Origin of the sequence: Saccharibacillus sp. O23, assembly GCF_002205895.1 — a bacterium.
In the GTDB taxonomy this organism is placed as follows: Bacteria; Bacillota; Bacilli; order Paenibacillales; family Paenibacillaceae; genus Saccharibacillus.
The window spans coordinates 192,301-212,091 of record NZ_NJDE01000003.1; the positions used below are offsets into that span (position 1 = coordinate 192,301).

The 19,791-nt window shown below is 60.1% G+C and carries 16 protein-coding genes; 9 read left to right on the plus strand and 7 right to left on the minus strand.

Going from position 1 to position 19,791, the window contains the following annotated elements:
- Positions 1-1,323, minus strand: coding sequence for an extracellular solute-binding protein (locus CDO73_RS04890; protein WP_088487383.1), 1,323 nt, complete (start codon positions 1,321-1,323; stop codon positions 1-3).
- A gap of 300 nt (positions 1,324-1,623) precedes the next feature.
- Between CDO73_RS04890 and CDO73_RS04895 the strand changes: the two genes are divergently transcribed.
- From CDO73_RS04895 to CDO73_RS04915, 4 genes are all read left to right on the plus strand, one after another.
- Positions 1,624-3,039, plus strand: a complete 1,416-nt coding sequence (locus CDO73_RS04895; RefSeq protein ID WP_088487384.1) for a family 43 glycosylhydrolase — start codon at positions 1,624-1,626, stop codon at positions 3,037-3,039.
- 134 nt (positions 3,040-3,173) lie between these two features.
- A complete protein-coding gene (locus tag CDO73_RS04900; RefSeq protein WP_143536070.1) occupies positions 3,174-3,725 on the plus strand; it encodes an immunoglobulin-like domain-containing protein in 552 nt (183 codons plus the stop codon).
- Between the two features lie 168 nt (positions 3,726-3,893).
- Complete coding sequence (locus CDO73_RS04905) at positions 3,894-5,525, plus strand: formate--tetrahydrofolate ligase (RefSeq protein WP_088487386.1); 1,632 nt, start codon at positions 3,894-3,896, stop codon at positions 5,523-5,525.
- Positions 5,526-5,722: 197 nt separating this feature from the next.
- On the plus strand, positions 5,723-8,233 hold the full coding sequence (locus CDO73_RS04915) for a WD40/YVTN/BNR-like repeat-containing protein (protein WP_143536071.1): 2,511 nt from the start codon (positions 5,723-5,725) through the stop codon (positions 8,231-8,233).
- Between the two features lie 104 nt (positions 8,234-8,337).
- Here CDO73_RS04915 and CDO73_RS04920 read toward each other — a convergent pair whose 3' ends face one another.
- The 3 genes from CDO73_RS04920 to CDO73_RS04930 form a co-directional block, all read right to left on the minus strand.
- Entirely contained in the window at positions 8,338-9,039 is a 702-nt protein-coding gene (locus tag CDO73_RS04920) for an NAD(P)H-dependent oxidoreductase (RefSeq protein ID WP_088487389.1), read from the minus strand.
- Between the two features lie 105 nt (positions 9,040-9,144).
- Positions 9,145-10,620 carry a DUF3999 family protein gene (locus CDO73_RS04925; protein WP_088487390.1) on the minus strand — a complete coding sequence of 492 codons (1,476 nt, stop codon included), beginning with the start codon at positions 10,618-10,620 and terminating at the stop codon, positions 9,145-9,147.
- A complete protein-coding gene (locus tag CDO73_RS04930) occupies positions 10,601-13,186 on the minus strand; it encodes a DUF2339 domain-containing protein (protein WP_088487391.1) in 2,586 nt (861 codons plus the stop codon). The genes CDO73_RS04925 and CDO73_RS04930 overlap by 20 nt, the downstream gene beginning before the upstream one ends.
- A 240-nt stretch (positions 13,187-13,426) precedes the next feature.
- Between CDO73_RS04930 and CDO73_RS04935 the strand changes: the two genes are divergently transcribed.
- From CDO73_RS04935 to CDO73_RS04950, 4 genes are all read left to right on the plus strand, one after another.
- Positions 13,427-14,659 carry an MFS transporter gene (locus CDO73_RS04935; RefSeq protein ID WP_088487392.1) on the plus strand — a complete coding sequence of 411 codons (1,233 nt, stop codon included), beginning with the start codon at positions 13,427-13,429 and terminating at the stop codon, positions 14,657-14,659.
- Complete coding sequence (locus CDO73_RS04940; protein ID WP_088487393.1) at positions 14,652-15,419, plus strand: TetR/AcrR family transcriptional regulator; 768 nt, start codon at positions 14,652-14,654, stop codon at positions 15,417-15,419. The genes CDO73_RS04935 and CDO73_RS04940 overlap by 8 nt, the downstream gene beginning before the upstream one ends.
- A gap of 228 nt (positions 15,420-15,647) precedes the next feature.
- The gene (locus CDO73_RS04945; protein ID WP_088487394.1) at positions 15,648-16,181 is read left to right on the plus strand and encodes a DoxX family protein; all 534 of its coding nucleotides are present in this window, start codon (positions 15,648-15,650) and stop codon (positions 16,179-16,181) included.
- Positions 16,182-16,373: 192 nt separating this feature from the next.
- Positions 16,374-16,787: a hypothetical protein gene (locus CDO73_RS04950; RefSeq protein ID WP_088487395.1), complete on the plus strand. Its 414-nt coding sequence runs from the start codon at positions 16,374-16,376 to the stop codon at positions 16,785-16,787.
- 90 nt (positions 16,788-16,877) lie between these two features.
- Here CDO73_RS04950 and CDO73_RS04955 read toward each other — a convergent pair whose 3' ends face one another.
- From CDO73_RS04955 to CDO73_RS04965, 3 genes are all read right to left on the minus strand, one after another.
- Complete coding sequence (locus CDO73_RS04955) at positions 16,878-17,423, minus strand: hypothetical protein (protein WP_088487396.1); 546 nt, start codon at positions 17,421-17,423, stop codon at positions 16,878-16,880.
- A gap of 111 nt (positions 17,424-17,534) precedes the next feature.
- Entirely contained in the window at positions 17,535-18,611 is a 1,077-nt protein-coding gene (locus CDO73_RS04960; protein WP_256972568.1) for a glycosyl hydrolase family 18 protein, read from the minus strand.
- A gap of 158 nt (positions 18,612-18,769) precedes the next feature.
- The gene (locus tag CDO73_RS04965) at positions 18,770-19,141 is read right to left on the minus strand and encodes an IDEAL domain-containing protein (protein ID WP_179218583.1); all 372 of its coding nucleotides are present in this window, start codon (positions 19,139-19,141) and stop codon (positions 18,770-18,772) included.
- Positions 19,142-19,333: 192 nt separating this feature from the next.
- Here CDO73_RS04965 and CDO73_RS04970 point away from each other — a divergent pair, with 192 nt between their 5' ends.
- Entirely contained in the window at positions 19,334-19,777 is a 444-nt protein-coding gene (locus tag CDO73_RS04970) for an Rrf2 family transcriptional regulator (protein WP_088487399.1), read from the plus strand.
- Positions 19,778-19,791: the final 14 nt, after the last annotated feature.

Below are 19,791 nucleotides of genomic sequence, written 5' to 3' on the forward strand. Positions count from 1 at the left end.
TCATTCCTCCAGAATCCGGTCGATCTTGGACCGGATGCCCCGCAGCATGCCTTCGACCGTCTGACCGCCCGACCACAGTTTCTCCAGTTCCGTGACCAGTTCGTCGCTGACCCGCCCCTGCTTCGGGTGGTCCGGGAAATACGCGACGTCGTCGGCCGCTTCGGCATAATCGCTGCGATAAGGCAGCGCCAGAAATTCCGGCGAACGCGCGGCTTCTTCGTAAGCCGGAATATGCCCGGCCTGCGCCCATACGTCTCCGCGGCGCGTCAGCCAATCGGCGAACCGGAGCGCCGCCCGGCGCTTCGCCGGATCGTTCTTCGCCTGCGCGGGCAGCGCCAGCGTATGCGCGTCGCCCCACGAAGCCGGACGGTCATAGATGCGCGGCAGCGGCATCACGCCGAAATCCAGGTCTTCCGCCTGCTCGAACAGCCCGATCGACCAGACGCCGAGAAACAGCGTGGCCGCTTCGCCCCGGGCGAACTGGCTGGTCGCGTCGTTGATGTCCGGCGGAATCAATTGTTCGCGGTACAGCGAATCCACGTAGGTCAGCGATTTGCGCGCGGCCGCCATGTTCAGTTCCGCATGCCGTCCGTCCGCGCTGTAGAGCCGCCCGCCTCCGTCGATCTGGCTGTACAGCGACCACCACAGCCACAGCGAATCGATACGGATATTCGGCACGGCCAGCGGCGCGACGCTGCCCGGCACCGATTCGCGGATTTTTTGCAGAAACTCCTTAAATCCTTGTTCCCCCGGTTCCAAAAGGACTTTGCCGTCCTTATATACGCCCGCTTGCTCCAGCCATTTCTTGTTGTAATACAGCACGCCGAAATGGGCATCCAGCGGTAACCCGTAATGCTGCCGGTTCAGGATCGTCCTGCCCAGAATGTTCGGATTGTAGCCTCTCCAATTCACGCCGGCCTGCTCCGCTTCGTCCGCCGAGATCGGCGTGACGAATTCGGCCGGCACGTACTGCGCGTATTTCGAAGCATGCACGATCGCCACGTCGGGCGCTTCGCCGGTCACGATGGCGGTCGACAGTTTCATGTAATAATCGTCCAGTTTGTTGTTGGTCATCCGTACCGTAACGCCGTCCGTGTTCTCTTGGTTGTACTGCGCCACCAGCCCGTTCATGAACGAGCTGTCCCCTCCGCTGAACGGCGTCCAGAATTCGATCGAGACGTTTTCTTCCGCCGCGGCCGGCGTTTCGTATCCGCTTTCAAAAGTATCCGTCAACCACAGTCCCAGCGCCAGCACTCCGCCCGCCAGCACGGGGATCAGCCAGAGCGGCGTTCGTTTTCCGTACCAAAAATCGGAGCGGCCCATCCCGCTTCTCCTCCTCGTTCCCGGTATCCGGGCACCGTTTTTCTCTATTGTAAATCCTGCCGAACGCCAAACGCGGTTTTCGTCCATTTTCCCAAAATAGCGTCCATACCTAAAAATATGTCCATAACTTCGCGACCGCAATCCTTTTCTCAAAAAATAAGACCGCTGCCTCCAAAGATCCGTCCTGTTCACTCCGCCGCGTATGCGTTACGTTGTTCGTGCACGTTCATACAAAAACCTCAATGCCGCGAGAAAAGATGTAAGCGTTATCTAAAAACACCTCGAGGGGAGACGGAAAAAATGAACAAAAGGAACTGGATCAAAGGAGGACTTGCGCTTATGCTGCTCGGCTCGACGCTGACCGGAGGAAGTTTCGATTCGGCGACGGCCGCTTCCTCGCAGAAGAAAAACGACTTCTATAACGTGATCATGCAGGACGGCGCGGACCCGTTCATGTATCGGCACGCCGACGGCTACTACTATTACACCAAAACGACCGGCGGCAACGTGACGCTGTGGAAATCGAAGTCGATGACGGGCGTCGACGCGGGCGAAACGCGGGTCATCGAGACGGGCGGGCAGAACGTCTGGGCGCCCGAGCTGCATCATATCGACGGCGCTTGGTACATCTATTACGCGAAAGACGACGGCGACAACGCCAACCATCGAATGTACGTGATGGAGAACCGTTCGCTCGATCCGATGAAAGGCACATGGACGGACAAAGGCCCGATCGCCGATTCGACCAACCGTTGGGCGATCGACGGCACGGTGCTCAAAGCGCGCGGCGAGCTGTACTTTATCTGGTCGGGCTGGGAAGGCGCGGAGAACGTGAGTCAGGTCCTCTATATCGCGCATATGAGCAACCCGTGGACGATCGATTCGCCGAGAGTCGAGATCGCGCGGCCGGAACATAGCTGGGAGACCAACCATACGCCTTACGTCAACGAAGGCCCTCAGGTGCTGACCAAAGGCAACGATATCAGCGTCGTGTATTCCGCCAGCGGCAGTTGGACCGACGATTATTCGCTCGGCCTGCTGACGTCGAAGAAGAGCGCGGATCTGCTCGATCCGGCTTCGTGGACCAAACGGCCCGATCAAGTGTTCAAAAGCGGAAACGGCGTCTACGGTCCGGGACATGCCAGCTTCACCCAATCGCCGGACGGACGCGAAGACTGGATCGTCTATCACGCGGCCAAACGTCAGGGTTCCGGCTGGGACCGCGAGATCCGGGCGCAGCGCTTCACGTGGAACGCGGACAAGACGCCGAACTTCGGCGAACCGGTCGATCCGAACAAACCGATCGAACTGCCGAGCGGCGAACCGGAACGGGACCGTTACGAAGCGGAAAACGGACGTCTGGCCGGAACCGCCAAAGTGTCGCAGCATCCGGATAGCTCGGGCGGCGCCAAAGTCGGCTATATCGACACTCCGGACAGCTACGTGGAGATCGACGTGGACGTGGACAAGAACGGCACTTACGTTCTGTACGCGCGCACCGGCAACGGCACCGCAGGCGGCGGCTGGTCGACCTTGAAGCTGTCCGTGGACGGCGGCGAGCCGAGCAACTTCTACGTGACCAACCAAGGCTGGGACAACTGGGGCACTTCCACGCAGAAAATGAGCCTGACCAAAGGCAAGCATACGATCCGTTTCTCCAAAGGCGACGGCTACGCGGAATTGGACGGGTTCGATCTATTCCGGATCGGGAAATAAGCGGGCGGTCGACCGAAGAGCGTATGCAAAATCAAGCTACGAAACAAAACTTCTCCGCTTGTCTATGCGTCTTATAGACAAACAGCAAGACCCGGCCCGCGCGGCCGGGTCTTGTTCAAGGAGGAGAGTTCATCATGTCAGACATTCGTCGTCCCTCGCCGCTTCGCGGGCCTCGCTCGCGGTTCAGACGGTTCCGCACGAGGAGCTTGTGCGCGGCCTGTATCGCTTTGGGAGTACTGCTTGCGGGCTGCGGCGGGCCTGAACTTCCGGGCGGCTTCGCCGGCCGTCACCAGCTCGAGACTTGGGATTCGGGACCGAACGAATCGGCTCCCGAAACCGATAAGCCCGATCCGGGAACGGAAGCGGCAAAGCTGGAAGCGGAGCCGAAGACGGCCGCTTCCGACGATACGGTCACTTTCGTCTTGACCAACGAAGGAACCCAAGAAATCCAATTTTCGCTCGCTTATCGGATCGACCTGAAGACGGATAAAGGCTGGGCGGAAGTTCCTCCGGAAGAAGACGTCGCGAAAGAAACCGAAGGTTTCGGCCTGCTGAACGGGGAGAGCTGGGAGCAGAAAATCGAACTTCGACGGTTCGAACCCGGCACCTATCGCTTCGCGAAAGAGATCGAGCTTCCCGGAGGCAAAGACAAGCGCGAAATCGAAACGGAGTTTACGGTCGAATGAGCGGGAAGAGACCGCGCAGGCTTGCCGTCGGCCGCGTACCGACGTCGTCTCCGTGCGGTTCGAACTTCCGGCAGGCATCCGTCCGTGACGAATCCCGTTGCATCCCCTGCCGCTTTCGACGATAATACCCCTGTTCGCATTATTCGATAGCAGGGGGAACGTTCCGGCATGAAACCGATTTACGAAGTCGCCGCGCAAGCGGGCATTCACGAAGAGCATCTCGAATTATACGGCAAGTACAAAGCGAAGCTGAATCCTTCGCTGATGGACGAACGACGGGAACGGCCGGACGGCAAATTGGTGCTGGTCACGGCCGTCAATCCGACGCCCGCGGGTGAAGGCAAGACGCTGACGACGATCGGGCTGACTCAAGCGCTGAACGCGCTGGGCGTCGGCGCCGTCGCCGCGCTGCGCGAACCTTCTCTCGGACCGTGCTTCGGCATGAAAGGCGGCGCGACCGGCGGAGGCCGCGCGCAGATCGTGCCCGCCGAAGATATCAATCTGCATTTTACCGGCGATCTGCACGCGATCTCTTCCGCGCATAATCTGCTCGCGGCCTTGATCGACAACCACGTCTATCACGGCAACTCGCTCGGTCTCGATCCCAAACGGATCGTCTGGAAACGGGCCGTCGACATGAACGACCGCGGGCTGCGCTCGATCGTGACCGGACTCGGCGCGGGCAACGGGCTGCCGCAGGAGAGCGGCTTCCTCATCACCTCCGCTTCGGAAGTGATGGCCGTGCTCTGCCTCAGCGAAAACGCCGCCGATCTTAAGGCGCGTCTGGGCCGGATCATCGTCGGCTATACGGCCGGCGGCGACGCCGTCACGGCACGCGACCTGAACGCGGTCGAAGCGATGGCCGTGCTGCTCAAAGACGCGATCAAACCGAATCTCGTCCAGACGCTGGACGGAACGCCGGTCGTCGTTCACGGCGGGCCGTTCGCCAATATCGCGCACGGATGCAGCAGCGTGATCGGCACGAAGACCGCGCTCAAGCTCGGCGACGTGGTGATCACGGAAGCGGGATTCGGCGCGGAACTCGGCGCGGAGAAGTTCTTCGATATCAAGTGCCGTCAGGCGGGACTTACGCCGGATGCGGCGGTGCTGGTCGTCACGGCCAAAGCGCTCAAGTACAACGGCGGCGTGCCGGCGAAGGAACTGGACGCGGAGAATCCCGCCGCGCTGCAAGAAGGCCTTGCCAATCTGCGCCGCCATCTGCGCAACTTGCGCGGCTTCGGCGTGCCGGTGGTGGTGGCGGTGAACCATTTTGCCGCCGACCATGAGAGCGAGCTGGCGTCGATCATGGACGCCTGCCGGGAACTCGGCGTGCCGGCCGAGCTGTCGGACGTCTGGGCCGAAGGCGCGCCGGGCGGAGCGGCGCTGGCGAAAACGCTGCTGCGCGAGATGGACGGGCAGGCGTCCGAATACGCGCCGCTGTACGAAGCGGCGCTTGACCTGAAGGGCAAGATCGGGAAGATCGTGACCGAACTGTACGGCGGAGCCGGCGTAAGTTATGCGCCGGCCGCTTCGAAAGCGCTGGCGGAGTTCGAGCGTCTGGGCTTCGGCGAACTGCCGGTGTGCATGGCGAAGACGCCGTATTCGTTCTCCGACCGCCCTTCTCTGCTCGGCGCGCCGGAAGGCTTCACGGTGAGCGTCTCGCGCGTCTCGCTGTCGGCGGGAGCCGGATTCGTGGTCGTCGAGACAGGCAATACGATGACGATGCCGGGCCTTCCGAAAGTACCGGCGGCCGATCGGATGCGAATCGACGAAGACGGACGGATCGAAGGGCTGCTGTAGCGGCCGAGGCTAGACTCGAGAAAGACGAGCGCGGACATTTCCGGCTCGTCTTTTTGTCTGTTCTGCCGGAAACCGTATAGTCGGGTTACAAAAATGGCATCTTCGGTGACAGCGCCGAGGTTGAACGCGAGACAGCTTAAGCAGAAAATGGAAAGGGAAAACAAGAATCCCGGACCTAAGGAGCTGACTTCGAGCCGATGAATAAATCCAAAACCAAACCGAGAACGACCAAGACCGTTTCCAGAACCGCCAAGACTCGGTCGAGAACATCCGGAAGCCGGGCGAAGACGGACAAGCCCCGTTCGCAAGCGGCCGAATCGCGAACGCGCGATACGGATTCGGTTGTTCGTTCTTCGCCGCCCAAAAAGCATAAGCTGCTGACGCCGCTGCTCACGGCCGGCGTGATCGCCGCGGGCGTCATAACCGGGCTTGCGCTGCCGCCGTCGGCCAAGACCGCCGATCCGGCAGGCTTGTCTTCCTCGACCGCGATGTTACGCGGCACACCGACCTCATCGGCGGACCGAGCGCTCTCCGCTTCAGGATCGACCTTCGACACCGGCGCCTCCCCGCTTGGGAACAGAGCCGTTTCGGCATCGGCATCGGCAGTCGGAGCTTCTTCGTCTCCGTCCGCGAGCGGCAGCCCCGCAAAAAGCGGAACGGCGCTCGCCGCTTCTGCGCCTTCGGCTTCTTCCGGCGCGACCTCTGCGTCCCCTTCGCCTGTCGCCCCGGCATCGTTCATCACTTCGGGCAGCGAAGCGAAGACCGACCCGGCGACGCTGTATTTGGAGATTCAGCAGATCCATTTTCTGAGCGCGACGACCGGCTGGATGATCCAGAATCAAGACGGCTCGCTGAAGACCCAACGCCCGCTTGAGCTGGTTTCCACGAGGGACGGCGGCCGAAGTTGGTCGAAGCAGGCGATGCCGGGGCAGCTTGCCACCGGTCTGGGATTTGCCGATGCCAAAAACGGCTGGGCCGTCGTCTATGACGGCAACAAAGCGAAAGATCTCGCGCAAAGCTCCGTTTACGCCCGCGCCGACATCGTACATACCGCAGACGGCGGCAGGACTTGGCAGACGCAGTGGAGCCAAGCGAGCACGTATGCCGCGTCTTTTCCGGCGGGCCGTTATCTGGTCGTCGCGGACAAAAGTCATGCCTACGCGATCGTCGAAAACAAGTTGATGATGCTGCGCGGCGATAAATGGAGTCCGGCGGCTTTCGGCCGAAAAGACTTCGTTCCGCAGCATCTTTCGTTCGCCGACGCCCGAAACGGTTGGGTCTCGGGCATCATGCCGGCCGCCAGCGGAGCGATCGATTCTTATGACGTCGTCGTCATGCATACGTCGGACGGCGGGCGCACATGGAGCAAACAGTTCGCGGCCGGAGGTACGGACGAGAACAGCGATCCCGAAATGCTGAGCAGCCGGGCGATCGATTTTGCCGACTCTCATAACGGTTATCTGCTGACGGACGATCCCAGCATGATGGCGGGCGATCTGTACCGGACAAGCGACGGCGGCGCGCACTGGACGAAAGTGCAGAGCAAGCTTCGCAGCCATCGGCCCACGCTGACGGATATGGACTTTGCCGACGGCAAAAACGGTTGGCTCTCCGCCGCGCCCGGAGCCGGACCGAACGAAGGCGGCTTGATGATCACGCGAGACGGCGGCAGGACGTTCGAATCGGCCGAAGGCGTCGGTTACGATCTGAGTTTCGTGCAGCTTGCGAAAAGCGGCAAAGGCTTTGCGGTCGGCGGCACGTCGATGAACCGGGATTATCTCGTGCGGACAGACGACGGCGGCAAAAGCTGGTCGGCCGTCTATCCGACTCCGCTTCCGACGAACGGGATGTCGTTCGTCGACGCGAAACGCGGTTACGGCATCGGGACGTTCTCCGGAGAGAACCGGCTGCTGACGACGGCAGACGGAGGCCGCACTTGGACGCCGGGTTACGAATTCGGCGGCAGCCGCCGAGCGTTCGCGGTCGATTTCCTGAACGCCGACGAAGGTTGGGTCGCCGCCTCTACGACCGACGAAACGAGCGGGCAGACCGGTCTCGATCTGCTGCATACGAAAGACGGCGGCCGCAGCTTCAAGCTGCTGAGTTGGAGGCCCGAAGAGGATCAGGATACGTTTGCTTTGGACAGCGCGGCTTTGCGTTTCTCCGACTCGCTGCACGGCACGCTCGTATACGGCGACGCGAACCAAGCGATCGTGCTGTCCACGGCAGACGGCGGCAGAAGTTGGGCGTACAACGTTCATTCGCCGAAGCCGGGCGTGTACCGCTACGCGCTGAACGGCCGCGGCGACCTGCTGAGTTTCGGCGGCAGCGTCCAAAACGAATCGGTAGAGTTCTTCCGCAAATCCGCGGATGCGCCCGCATGGAGCCCGGCCGGACGTTGGGCGCGAAGCCGGACATCGCCCATCGCTTTCTCTTTCCCCGACCGGGATCGCGGTTATCTGCTGACCGGAACGGCTGGAGAAGCTCCGGATTATAAGACGAAGCTCAGTTTGCTGGTTACGGAAGACGGAGGCGCTTCGTGGACGCTGCACCCGATTGCGGACGGCTTGGACGTCTACGATTACGGAGCGAAACTGGATTTTCTCGACGCCCGAAAAGGCTGGCTGCTCACCCCCGGACGTCTGCTGACTACCGAAGACGGCGGGTTGAGTTGGAAACTGGTCGACGGAGGCGATACGCGAAAATAAAAAAAGCCGCGCTTCCCTTACGGAAAGCGCGGCTTTTCATCGTTTGCCCGAGCCGGCTGCCCAAGCAGCGGCTCTTCAGATCGATGTCCCGAGCGGCGCCTGCTTCAGCGCCATTCCACCACTTCGTCTATCGCGCGGCGCGTCTTGACCGACGCTTCGCCCGCCCGATAACCGAACGCGGCCATGCACGCCAGTCCGAAGCGCTCGGCGTCCATCAGGCCTGCTTCGGTCAGCGCGCGCTCCAGCTCGTGCTTCACGAAGCCTTCCATCGGGCAGGAATCGATGCCGAGCATCGCGGCGGCGGTCATCATGTTGCCGAGCGCCAGATACGTCTGGCGGCAGGCCCATTCGAACATCGCGCGCTCGTTGTTTTGCAGCGCGAAACCGGTGCGCAGGAACGTGTCGTACGTCCTGCGTTTCATGTCCGCGATGTCGGACGGAAGACGCTGCACGTCGTGCAGCATGTACGAGATATAGTCGGAATCCGCGACCATTTCGCGAGGCAGGCGCGCCAACACGAGGATCACGTGGCTGGCCGAAGCCAGTTGGCGGCGCGCTCCGCCCGCATGGGGCGCGATCACGTCGCGCAGTTCCGGATTCTGCACCACCACGAACTTCCACGGTTCGAAACCGTAAGAACTGGGCGACAGCCGCCCCGCTTCCAGAATAAACTCGAAATCTTCCGCGGCCAATTTGCGCTCCGCATCGAAATCTTTGACCGCATGGCGGAATCGATACGCGTCCAGCAGCAGGCGCTTCGCTTCTTCGCGCGAACGGGCCGACGCCGCGTCGGAATAATCGTTCATTTTGTCTCCTCCTTCGTCTTGATCGATAAGACCATTCTATCGCAGATGACGCAGCAGGAAAAACCCGGCTCTCCCGAGCCGGGTTTTCTTGCTTTTCCCTTATCTTCACCCTTTGCGCAGCTTCCGCCCCACGAACGCGATCAGCAGCAGCGCCACGATCACCAGCACGATATTGAACGTGATCTGAAGCGAAGCGCTCGCGCCGACTCTCGGCTGTTCGTCCTTCGGCGCGCCGGAAGATTCGGCGCCCGGAGGGGTGAACGCTTCGGCAGTCTCCGGGCCGAGCGAAGCTTCGCCCGGCTTCGAAGTCTCGATCTGCGAACGGAACGCCGCAATATCGTATTCCGGCATCCGCGCGCCTTCCGATCCGTAGACCAGACGGTAAGGACCGGTTCCGGTGTCTTCGAACACCAGCCGATCGACCCGGTAGCCGACTTCGATCGAGCGGATATCCAGCGGCAGATTGCCGCCGTTGTCGATCACGATCTTCGGTTTGGTGCCGCGAATCGGCTGCGCGAGACGAATCTCCGTATCGTCGATCGTTTCTCCCCCAAGCTCCAGGCGGTTGAGCTGCGACGGCGACAGCACGTTCGCGGCTTGCCCTTTGACCGGCTCTACGTAGAACAAGCGGCTGAAGCCGCTCGAACCGTCCGAAGCGGTCGCGTTGACTTTGATCCGGTCGATCTTCAATTTATCCGCGTTGTAGAGCGTGACTTCGGACATTCTGGCGCTAGGCTCCACGTTAAACGGAAGCTCCTTATTGCGCACGAAAGCTTCGCCGCTTACGGACATCGCGACATCGGTCAACGTCCCTCCGGCAAAATCCAGATCGTCCGTATTGCTCGGCACCTTCAGCCGATAATAGCCGTATTTCGCCGGAGCGTCCAGCACGATCGAATTCTGAAACCGTCCTTCGCCCGCCGAATACAGCGTGCCTTCCGCGGCCGCTTCCCAGCGCTGCCCGTCGTAACTGCCTTCCAACTTCACCTTTTTGAGAAACAAGCCGCCCGGCAGATCGAACGTCAATACGCTTCCGCGCACGTCTTCGTTCTCCGCCGCGGGCACGACGGCGAAATCGAACGTGCTCGTACGCTCGGCGTCGGCCCGCGCGATCCGTTTCAGCTTGTACTCGCGATTCGCTCCGCGTTCGCCCTGCTCGGCCGAATCGAGATAATACGGCACGAACTGTCCCGACGCGTTCACGATCCGTACGTCGCCCAGATCGTCTTCGGCGCGCCCGTAGACGTCCGGATCGAGGAACAGCGATTGATACTGCGCGCCTTCGGCGATATCGATGTTTTTGGAAAACGGCCAGACGACGGAAGCTTCCGGTTGACCGTTCTGCTCGTCGGCCGGGCGCGCCTCTGCGGGAGTCCCCCACAGCGCGGCCGATAACGCAAGCAGAGGCAGCATCGCCAGACCTACGCCGAGAAGGCGCGCCGATGCGCGCCTTCTTCCTGTTCCGAACGCCGCCGCCTTTTCGTCCGACGATCGCGGTCCGTTTCCTGCCGGGCGAAGCGCCGTATTTCCGCTCGGCGCTCCGCTTCTTTTTTCCTCAAGATCAAATCTGGCCTTCGGCATCCTTATGCTCCTTCCCGGCCGCCTCTTCTTCCAGTCGGTTCGACACCCGCTGATACATGTAAGAGATGCCCAGCAGGATGAATCCGGCGGCAAAATAAGCGATGATCCGGCTGCCCGTGCTGTTCAGCCCCAGATCGAACACCAACAGTTTGGCCGTGCAAAACAGCGTCAACGCAAGTCCCATCCGCCGGATATAGACGTAGCGGCGGCGAAATCCGTACACGATGCAGGCCAGCGCGACCAACAGATACGCCAAGCTGTAAGCCATGCCCGCGTTATCCACGTGCAGCTGCACGCCCAGCAGCGCGCTCAGCATGACCAGACCGTAGACCGCCACGCCGACCGGGTACCATTCTCCGCCTTCCGGACGGACGCGCACGATCTGCTGGAGCCTGCGATTCCCGCTCCAGAAGATCAGGGCGTTGACGGCCAGCAGCACCAGCAGCGCGGCGTAATCGCCCGCTCCGTTCAAAGCGGCGTCGCGGTTCAATACCGGCGTATTCAGCATCAGGGCAATCCCGATGAAGCAGCCGATCAGATACAGAACCAACGCGTAACCGTCGGTCACTTTGTCGCGAATCAAGGAGAAGCGGGTCAAGCCGATCGACAGCAGCGCGGTGATCGCCGCGGCAAGCAGCGTTTTGTAGAAGACGTAATGGTAGCCCGAACCGCCGCGTACCCAATCGTAGAGCTGCATGCTTTCGTACAGGCCGTAGAACCAGACGTTCAGCAGCGCCGCGTACCGGAATACCAGCAGCATCCGGCGCTCGTCGAATCCGTAACGCCAGCCGTTTCGCGATTGCGGTTCGTTCCCGCGCCATTCGTAAGCATAGAACAAAGCCAAGCCCAACGTTCCGAGCGTGATGCAGGTATATTTGATCGTAAAATACTGCACGTCCAAGCCCGCCACCAGATTGACCATAACGTTTCTCGGCAGATCGACCAGCACGAAAGTGGCGACGCACAGCGCCATAACCGCCCAGCCGGCGCGTTCCAGCAGCTTCGACTTGACGCGGCTTCCGTAGACCGCCAGCAAGCAGGCTTCCGCCAACCAGCCCATGGAAGACCACTGCCAACCGAGCTGGAACGGCACGATCAGCACGGCGAAGATCAGAGCGGTGATGTCGAACAGCAGCCGCGTGCTTTTTTCTTCCGGCACGCGTTTCTCGGCCAGACGGCCCAAGCCTGCATAGAGCAAACCGAACAGCAGCGCCAGAAGTCCACGGAATTCGAACGCCCCGACCGATTGCAGCAGCCCGTACATGACGCCGCAGCCGACCCACGTATTGATGCCGAGCAGCACGACGTCCCATTCGCTTAGCTTCTGCTTGAAGCGCAGCGGATACGTCAGCGTGGAACCGAGGTACATCAGGAAAGTGACGAAAGCGTAAGCGGCCGCGATCCAGACATTGTCCGCCAGCGCCACCAAAAGCATCATCGACAGCGTGTTCAGCGCGAAGCTGACGTACGCCACCACCGTCCAGCGTTTATGCAGCGAGACGAGCAGGAGCAGCAGATTCAGCAGCAGCAGATAACCCATCGCCGCGTAGACGGCCGGACCTTCCAATCCTTCCGCGAGCCCGTACGACAGCAGCGGCAGATACCCGCCGACCAGTCCGAACGTGCAGACCGTTTTCGATTCGTAGCGCAGCGACAGCAGGACCGTCGTCAGCGTGACCAGCACCGACAGCAGCAGCGCTACGGTCATGCCGATGATGTCGAGCAGGAAATAACTATAGAAGATCGAGCCGTACAGCACCGCCGTGCCGCCTCCGAGCAGCCCGAGCGCGAACGTGCGGCGTTTGCGCCGATACAGCCATTCGCCGCCTCCGAGCAGCAGAGCGCCGAACAAGAAAAAGATGCTGCCGCGCATATAGTCGTTAAACCAGACGGCGTATGTATAACGGAACGCCGTTCCGACCGCGATCAGAATCAGCAGAATAGCCAAACGGTTGATCCAGTTCAAGCCGATCTTCATCTCGATCCGGTTCTGCCGGATCCGCCGCTGGATCGTCGCTTCGTCCACGCCTTCTTCTTCCAGACGGCCGTATTCGTCGCGCATCGGGTCGATCACCCGGCGTTTGTCTTCGGCGTTTCGCCGGCGCTGCATCTCCAAGCTGTGATCGAGCTGACGCGACAGTTCGTCCAGCCGATGCCGGAATTCCTGCTGCTCGTTGCCGGTCAGCTTGCGCGCGGCCAGCATCATCTTGCGAATCCGTTCGCGCGTCGCTTCTTCGAACAGACGCAGCCGATTCTGGCGCAGTCCTTCCTCCCCGGCAAAATACGTGTCTAGCTTCCGGTTCGACAGCCGAAGGATATTCAGCTTCTCGTCCAGAATCTGCTCGCTCAGCGCCGCGCGCAGTTCGGCGTTCTCTTTTCTTCGGCGCAGCGTCTCGGCTTGCAGTTCGTCCAGCCTTCGCCTGTCTTCTTCGGTAACGCGCCGAAGCTTTTCGTTCTCGCGAATCAAGTCGCTCGACTCGTATTCTTCCAGCAGCGCCCGCGTTTCCTTCAACAGTCCGCGCTGGTTCTCTTCGATCGCGAGCAGCCTTTCCCTGAATTCGTTCATCTCCGCTTCCTCCCGCTCTGTAATTGGTATCAGGCCCGATGCGAATTCCAGATTCTAGTGGCTTATACCTTTACTATATAAGCCTCCATCCGCCAATAGGTATACTTCCTGTTACCCTTTTTGTCATATTTCCGCCTGAAAAACGCGGTTTTGGTGACATTTACTTTGCCGGAAAAATGAGGTATGCTTATCGAACGAAAAGGTTACACCGTGTAAACCATATAAAAAGGAGCTTGATTCATGTCTTCCTCTTCTGCGGATTCTTCCCCGAATTCCTCCAAAATCGGCCTGCCGATGTTCGTTCTGATGCTGAATTTGTTTATCGCGCTGCTCGGACAGGGCATGGTCATCCCGATCCTGCCCGATTATCTGAAGCAGTTCGACGCCGCCGGCACGGCCGCGGGTTATATGGTCGCCGCGTTCGGCGCGGCGCAGTTCTTGTTCTCGCCGATCGGCGGACAGCTCTCCGACCGGTTCGGGCGCAAAAAGCTGATCATCGCCGGCCTGTTCTTTACGGTGATCTCGGACTATCTGTTCGCGATCGGCCATAATCTGCCGCTGCTCTACGCCGCGCGCTTCATCGGCGGCATCGGATTGGGCCTCATGGTTCCTTCCGTCATGGCTTACGTCGCCGACAGCACGACGCCCGCCACCCGCGCCAAAGGCATGGGCTATCTGGGCGCGGCCATGAACCTCGGCATGGTGCTCGGCCCCGGCTTGGGCGGCATGATCGCCGGGTTCGGCATCCGCGCGCCTTATTATTGGGCGGCGGGTCTGGGTCTGCTCGCGACGGTCATGTCGCTGCTGCTGCGAGAGACGCTGACGCCGGAGCGGCGCGCCGCGGCCGCCGAGCGACGCGGACAACGAACGTCCGTCGGCCGGCAGATCGCCGACTCGTTCCGCACGCCGTATTTTCATTATCTGCTGCTGGCGCTGGTCATGACGTTCGGACTGGTCAACTACGAGACGGTCTATTCGCTGTTCGTCGAACAGAAATACGGCTTCGACGCCGGGCAGATCTCGATCGTCATCACGCTGGGCGCGATCATCGGCGTGATCTGTCAGATCTGGCTGTTGGATCGGATGGTGCGCCGTTTCGGCGAAATGAAGCTGATCCGCCTCTCGCTGATCGTCACCGCGATCGCGCTGCTGCTGATGCTGATCAAGTTCAACCTGATCTATCTGCTCTTGGTGTCGGCGCTGTTCTTCGCGTTCAACTCGTTCCTTCGCCCGACCGTCGGCACCCTGATCGCCAACGCGGCCGGAGACCGGCAAGGATACGCCGCCGGGCTGAACACGACGTACACCAGCCTCGGCAGCATCATCGGACCGCTGCTGGCCGGTTGGCTGTTCGACGTTCAATTGAATCTGCCTTACCTGCTCGGCGCCGTCATTCTGGCGGCCGCGCTCGGTCTGACGATCGGACGCTTCGGGCGGGTCGTCCTGTTCGACAAGGAGGCCGCGCATGAGTGATCGCAAAAGAGAACCGGCCGAAGCGGCGGCGGAGAACGCTTCATTAGACGCGCACGAGAACGGCACTTGGCATCGGCAGCGCAAAGCGCAGAACCGCGAAGAATTGATCGAAGCGGCCCGCGCCTTGTTCACGGAACAAGATTTCCCCCGCGTCGCGATCAAAGACGTCTGCGAACGGGCCGGCATCAGCCGCGTCACGTTCTACAAACATTTCCAGTCGATCGACGAACTCGCTTTCGAAGTGCAGATGCGGGCGCTGGAGCAGATGGAGGAATGGATTTCTGCGGCGGATTCGCCGAACGAGGACGAAGGGACGCCGCGCGAAGGACGCTTGCCGGAGGAAGGAACCGTGCCGGAGCCGGTCTTGCGGAGCGGAGCCGCGCGCCTTCGCCGCATGCTGGAAGCTTGGAGCGTCTATGCCGCTTCGCACCAAGGCGATATGAGATTCATTCTGCTGTTCGATCTCCATTACGACGCTTACCCGCCGGAACCTGCGCTGACGGAACGTTACGACGCTCATATTCGGAGCAAAAAAGAACAGCATTTCCTGATCGGGGCGCTGCAAGCGGGAACGCGCGACGGTTCGCTTCAGCCGGATCTGAATCTTCGCGAGACCGGGGAGTTCGTCTTCACCGCCATGATGGGCCTGCTGCAAACGCTGAGTCTGCCCGGCGGCAAAAGACCGGAATCCTCAGAGGCGACCGAACGCATCGCCCGCCGCTTCATCGATATGATTCTTCGTTCGCTCAGGCCGGAATAAACGAACCGGAACCGCTGCGCGCCGTCCTTTCGCGGATCGCGCAGCGGTTTTTTCGCGTTCATCGCCGCTCGCAAAAAAACTTTAAATTTAATCTATAGTTTGTGATATTTATCACATTTTAAATTTTAGATTTAATTTAAGATAAGGACATGGAAGAGATGATCATCAACCAAACGAAACAGCCGCTTCAACAAGCGACTAAATAAAACCCATAGGAGAGTGGAAAGAATGAACAACTGGCTGAGAACGAACAAAGTGGCAATGTGGCTCCTGACCGTCCTGCGCGTCTATATCGGTTACAAATGGATCACCGGCGGTTGGGGCAAGTTGACCGGAGGATTCGACGCTTCGGGCTTCCTGCAAGGCGCGCTGGCTCAAGCCGGAGGCGATCACCCGGCGGTGCAACCGCTCTGGGCCAACTTCTTGGAACACTTCGCGATCCCTAACGTCGGACTCTTCAACGTTCTGGTTCCGATCGGCGAATTCGCCGTCGGCTTGGGCCTGATCCTCGGTACGTTCACCACCTTCGCCGCTCTCATGGGCATGGTCATGAACTTCGCCTTCCTCTTCTCGGGCACGGTCAGCACCAACCCTTACCTGATCCTCGCCGAGATCTTCATCGTGGTCGCCGCTCTGAACGCCGGCAAAATCGGTCTGGACCGTTGGGTGATTCCTTACCTCAGAGCTCATGTCTGGGGCCGCAAGAACCGCGAAGAAGGAACGGACGGCACGCCGAACAACCGCGCCAAAGCCGCCGCTTAACGCTTCGACAAAACCTGCGCTTCATCCTAAATAGAGAAACCGTACCGGATCGGCCTTTCGTCTTCGCAGACGGAGGGTCGATCTTTTTCGCATGAAAAAGTCGTACGCGGATCCGAATGCAGTCACTTATCATCATGAGGGGACGCAGAAGGTCAAAGCGGCGTTGCGATTACGGAATAAGGGGGAATACAGTTGGAAAAAACAAGAATCGGGATCTCGGTCAGTCTATTGGCAGCAGGCATTTATTTTCTGGCGATGATCAATACGACCGCGCTAGTGCTCGCAGCCGGTTACGTGCTTCTGTTCGAATCGAACGAGTGGTTAAAAAAAAGCGCGCTGAAAGCGGTGATCGTCACGATCGCGTTCGCGTTGATCGCGATGATCGTGCCGCTGGGCAGCAGCATTCTGGGCGTGTTCGGAGGAATCGGAGCTTTGTTCGGCGGCAGCGGATACCTGTCTTGGCCGATGGGGCTGAGCGCGATTCTGACCGGAGTTATCAGCGTGGCGCAGGTTGTCGTCTTGGGCCTGCTCGGACTGCGCGCGCTTCGTCAGAACGAACTGAAGCTGTCGAAGATCGACGCGCTGATCGACCGTCACGCCGCTTGATTTTCGATTCGCCGAATAAAAAGCAGCCTCCCTTCGCCCGCGCGGCGAACAAGGGAGGCTGCTTCTTTATGTACCGGGGAGCGCGATGCTTCAGACCCCGGAAGACCGTAGCGCCGGCCGACGCGGCCGCGAAGGGCGCTCCGGCACTTCCAGGCCGTGGCTGCGGGCCAAGTCGATCAAAGCCGACGCGCCGAAACGCACGGCCATCAGCACTTCCGCGCGTTCCGCTTCGCTCGCGTAAGCGGCCGGCTCCTCGCGATCTTTCTCGCTCGGCGTCTCGTGGCCGTAATACGGGTTCCACTCCGCCGCGAAGCCGCTGTCCGTGACCACGATCGCCTGCGGCTGCCGGGGACGCTCCGCCCCGCTCTCGGGCCGCTCTTCGCTTGCGGCTTCGCTCAGCAGCAGCGCGGGCGGGAGCGCCGCCGTCGCGTCGGCGCCTTCTTCCGCGCACAGCACGAGCAGTTCGAGCAGCTCCGCCGCGCGTTCCGGATCGCGCAGCCGAACCGGCGCGCCGTCCTCCGACACTTCTTCTCCGACCAGCTCGCTGAGCATCAGCCCCGCCCATTCCGCGACTTCCGTCGCTTCTTCCGGCAGCACGCGAATCCGGATCAAATCTTCGCTTGATTGGTTTTGCACGATGTTTCCTCCCTTTGGTTTTATCTGCTTGGATTTATCTTCGTTACTTTCCATTTTAGAAGATAAAATAAGAAGATAAAGAGAAGATATCGGGAAGGAAAATTTCGTATTTTATCGAGCGCGATCGGAAGGGCCGTAAGCAGGTCCGCTCAAGCCCGAGCGCAGCGCTTTCCAGAACGAATCGTCTTCCATGCCCATCGCGTATACGGAGATGCCGGCCAGTTTATAAGTGCCGACCAACCGGGTTTTCGTCTTGATGCCGTAGGCGTCTTCGTACCAAACTTCGTGTTTGTCGCCTCCCGGCGCGGTATAGCGCAGAACCATCGACAACGACTTCGGATCGCGCACGCCCGGCGTCTTGAACTTCTTCGCAAGCGCACGCGCGTCGGTCCACTTCAGCATTCCGCCGCTTCGATCGTCGGGATCGGACAGGTTCCAGTCATTGCCGTAAGCCGGAAGACCGGCCAGCAGTTTCGACGACGGCACCTGCGAGACCGCGAATTTCAGCGAAGCGTCCATCCAAGCGAGTCCGGCCGAAGATCCCGGTTCGCCCCAGATTCCGTGCTCGTCGTACGTCATGACTTGCAGCAGGTCGGCATGACGGCCCAGCTCCGCGTAATCGAAAGCGCCCGACCATCCGTTCTCCGGGTCGTCTTCGGTCTTGGCGGGAACGGAGACCATCGTTTTTTTGCCGAATCGGCGCATCTCCGCGGCGGCATCGCGCACGAAACGGTTCAGCGCTTCGCGATCTTGCGGCCGCACTTCTTCGAAATCGATATTGATGCCGTCATAACCGCTCGTTCGTACCGTTTCTCTCATCTGACGGATCAGATTGATCTTCGCGCGGGCATTCGTCAACACCCGATGCGCGATCTCGCCGTCCCATCCGTTCTCCCCGTAATTGGATACGAGCGCGTAAGTTTCCATGCCGAATTTGTCGGCTTCCCGCACTGTTTTCTCCGGCACGAAGCCGATCAGGTCTCCGTTTTCGTCCGCGTTGAGCGTATCGGTCGACAGCATCGTCATGTAGGGACGATATCGCTCCAACGATCCTTGCGAGTCGCCCGTGTAATAACCGAGCACGACGGGCTTGGACCGGGCGTATACGTCTTCGACGGACGAGCCTCCGCCTCCCAGCAGCAGGACCGCCGCCAACAAACCGGTCGTTATGCGTCGGATCTTCGTCATCTTCCGTTCCTCCGTTCTCCAAGGCGCTTCTTCGTTTTCAGGTTCGCCGAACGCAACAAAAAAGCGGGTTCGCCTCATACGACTCCCGCTTCATGTATGCCGAGCTGCTCTATAGTGTTCAAGCCGAATCCTTGTCGTTAACGTGCCGCCCTGCCGCCTCACCGAATATCCGAGGAGCCGAGGCGGTTCACCGGTCTGAATCCGGGTCCGTCTTCTTTGCGGCGGCCGCGTTTGGGACCGCTGCGCAGTTCGTTCGTCAATTCCGCGAACCATTCCTCGTCGCGAATCTGCAAGGACAGATCGATCAGGCTGCGAAGCTCCTGCTCGCTCTTGCGCGGATTCTCCGACAACTTCTTCATCGCTCGATCCGACACCGCAATCTCCTTGCCCATTAACTCCTTGTTGTCGCTATGGGTCACCTGCAGCAGAGCCGTCTGAATCGGCGCGCTTGCCGCGATCAGATAACCGTGTACCAGAGCGCCGTCGTCGGTATACGCTTGAACCCAGTCTCCCGTCGTCCATTTACTCATCTCGATACACCTCTCTCTTCCCCGTTCAGAAGTTTGTTGTTTGCCGGATTCGACTAAAAGAATTATACTTGATGTACAACTGTAATTATAAAACATACAGTTCAAAAGGTCAAGAAAGGTGAGGAATGACGTTCCTATGCCGAGCCTTCAGAACTTATAGTTATATTAAGTCAAGTTCGGGAGGAATAAACCATGAACAGCGAATTTCCTACGGCCGTGCATCTGCTGGTTTACTTGGCTCATAAGCCGGGACAAACAGCCAACAGCGAAGAGCTGGCGCAGAACGTAGACACCAACCCCGCGCGCGTCCGCAAAACGATGGGCTGCCTGCGGACGCAAGGCTGGATCGGCACGCGCGAAGGAAACGGCGGCGGTTATTTCTTGGAAGCCGAACCGGGCAGCATCCGTCTGTCCGACGTCTATCTGGCCTCCTGCTGCGGCGGCCTGCGTCCGAAGAAAAGCACGGGCCGTTCCGAGAGCGAATGCGAGATCTCTTCGGGAATCTCCGGCGCGATGGATCACTATTTCTCCGAAGCGGAACGCCGCTACCTCGATTACTTCGACGGCGTGACGGTGCAGGACGTCTTGGACCGGATCGTCGGCGGAAAAATCGCAGCCGAACCGCCTTCCGCGTGATCCGCGCGATCGGA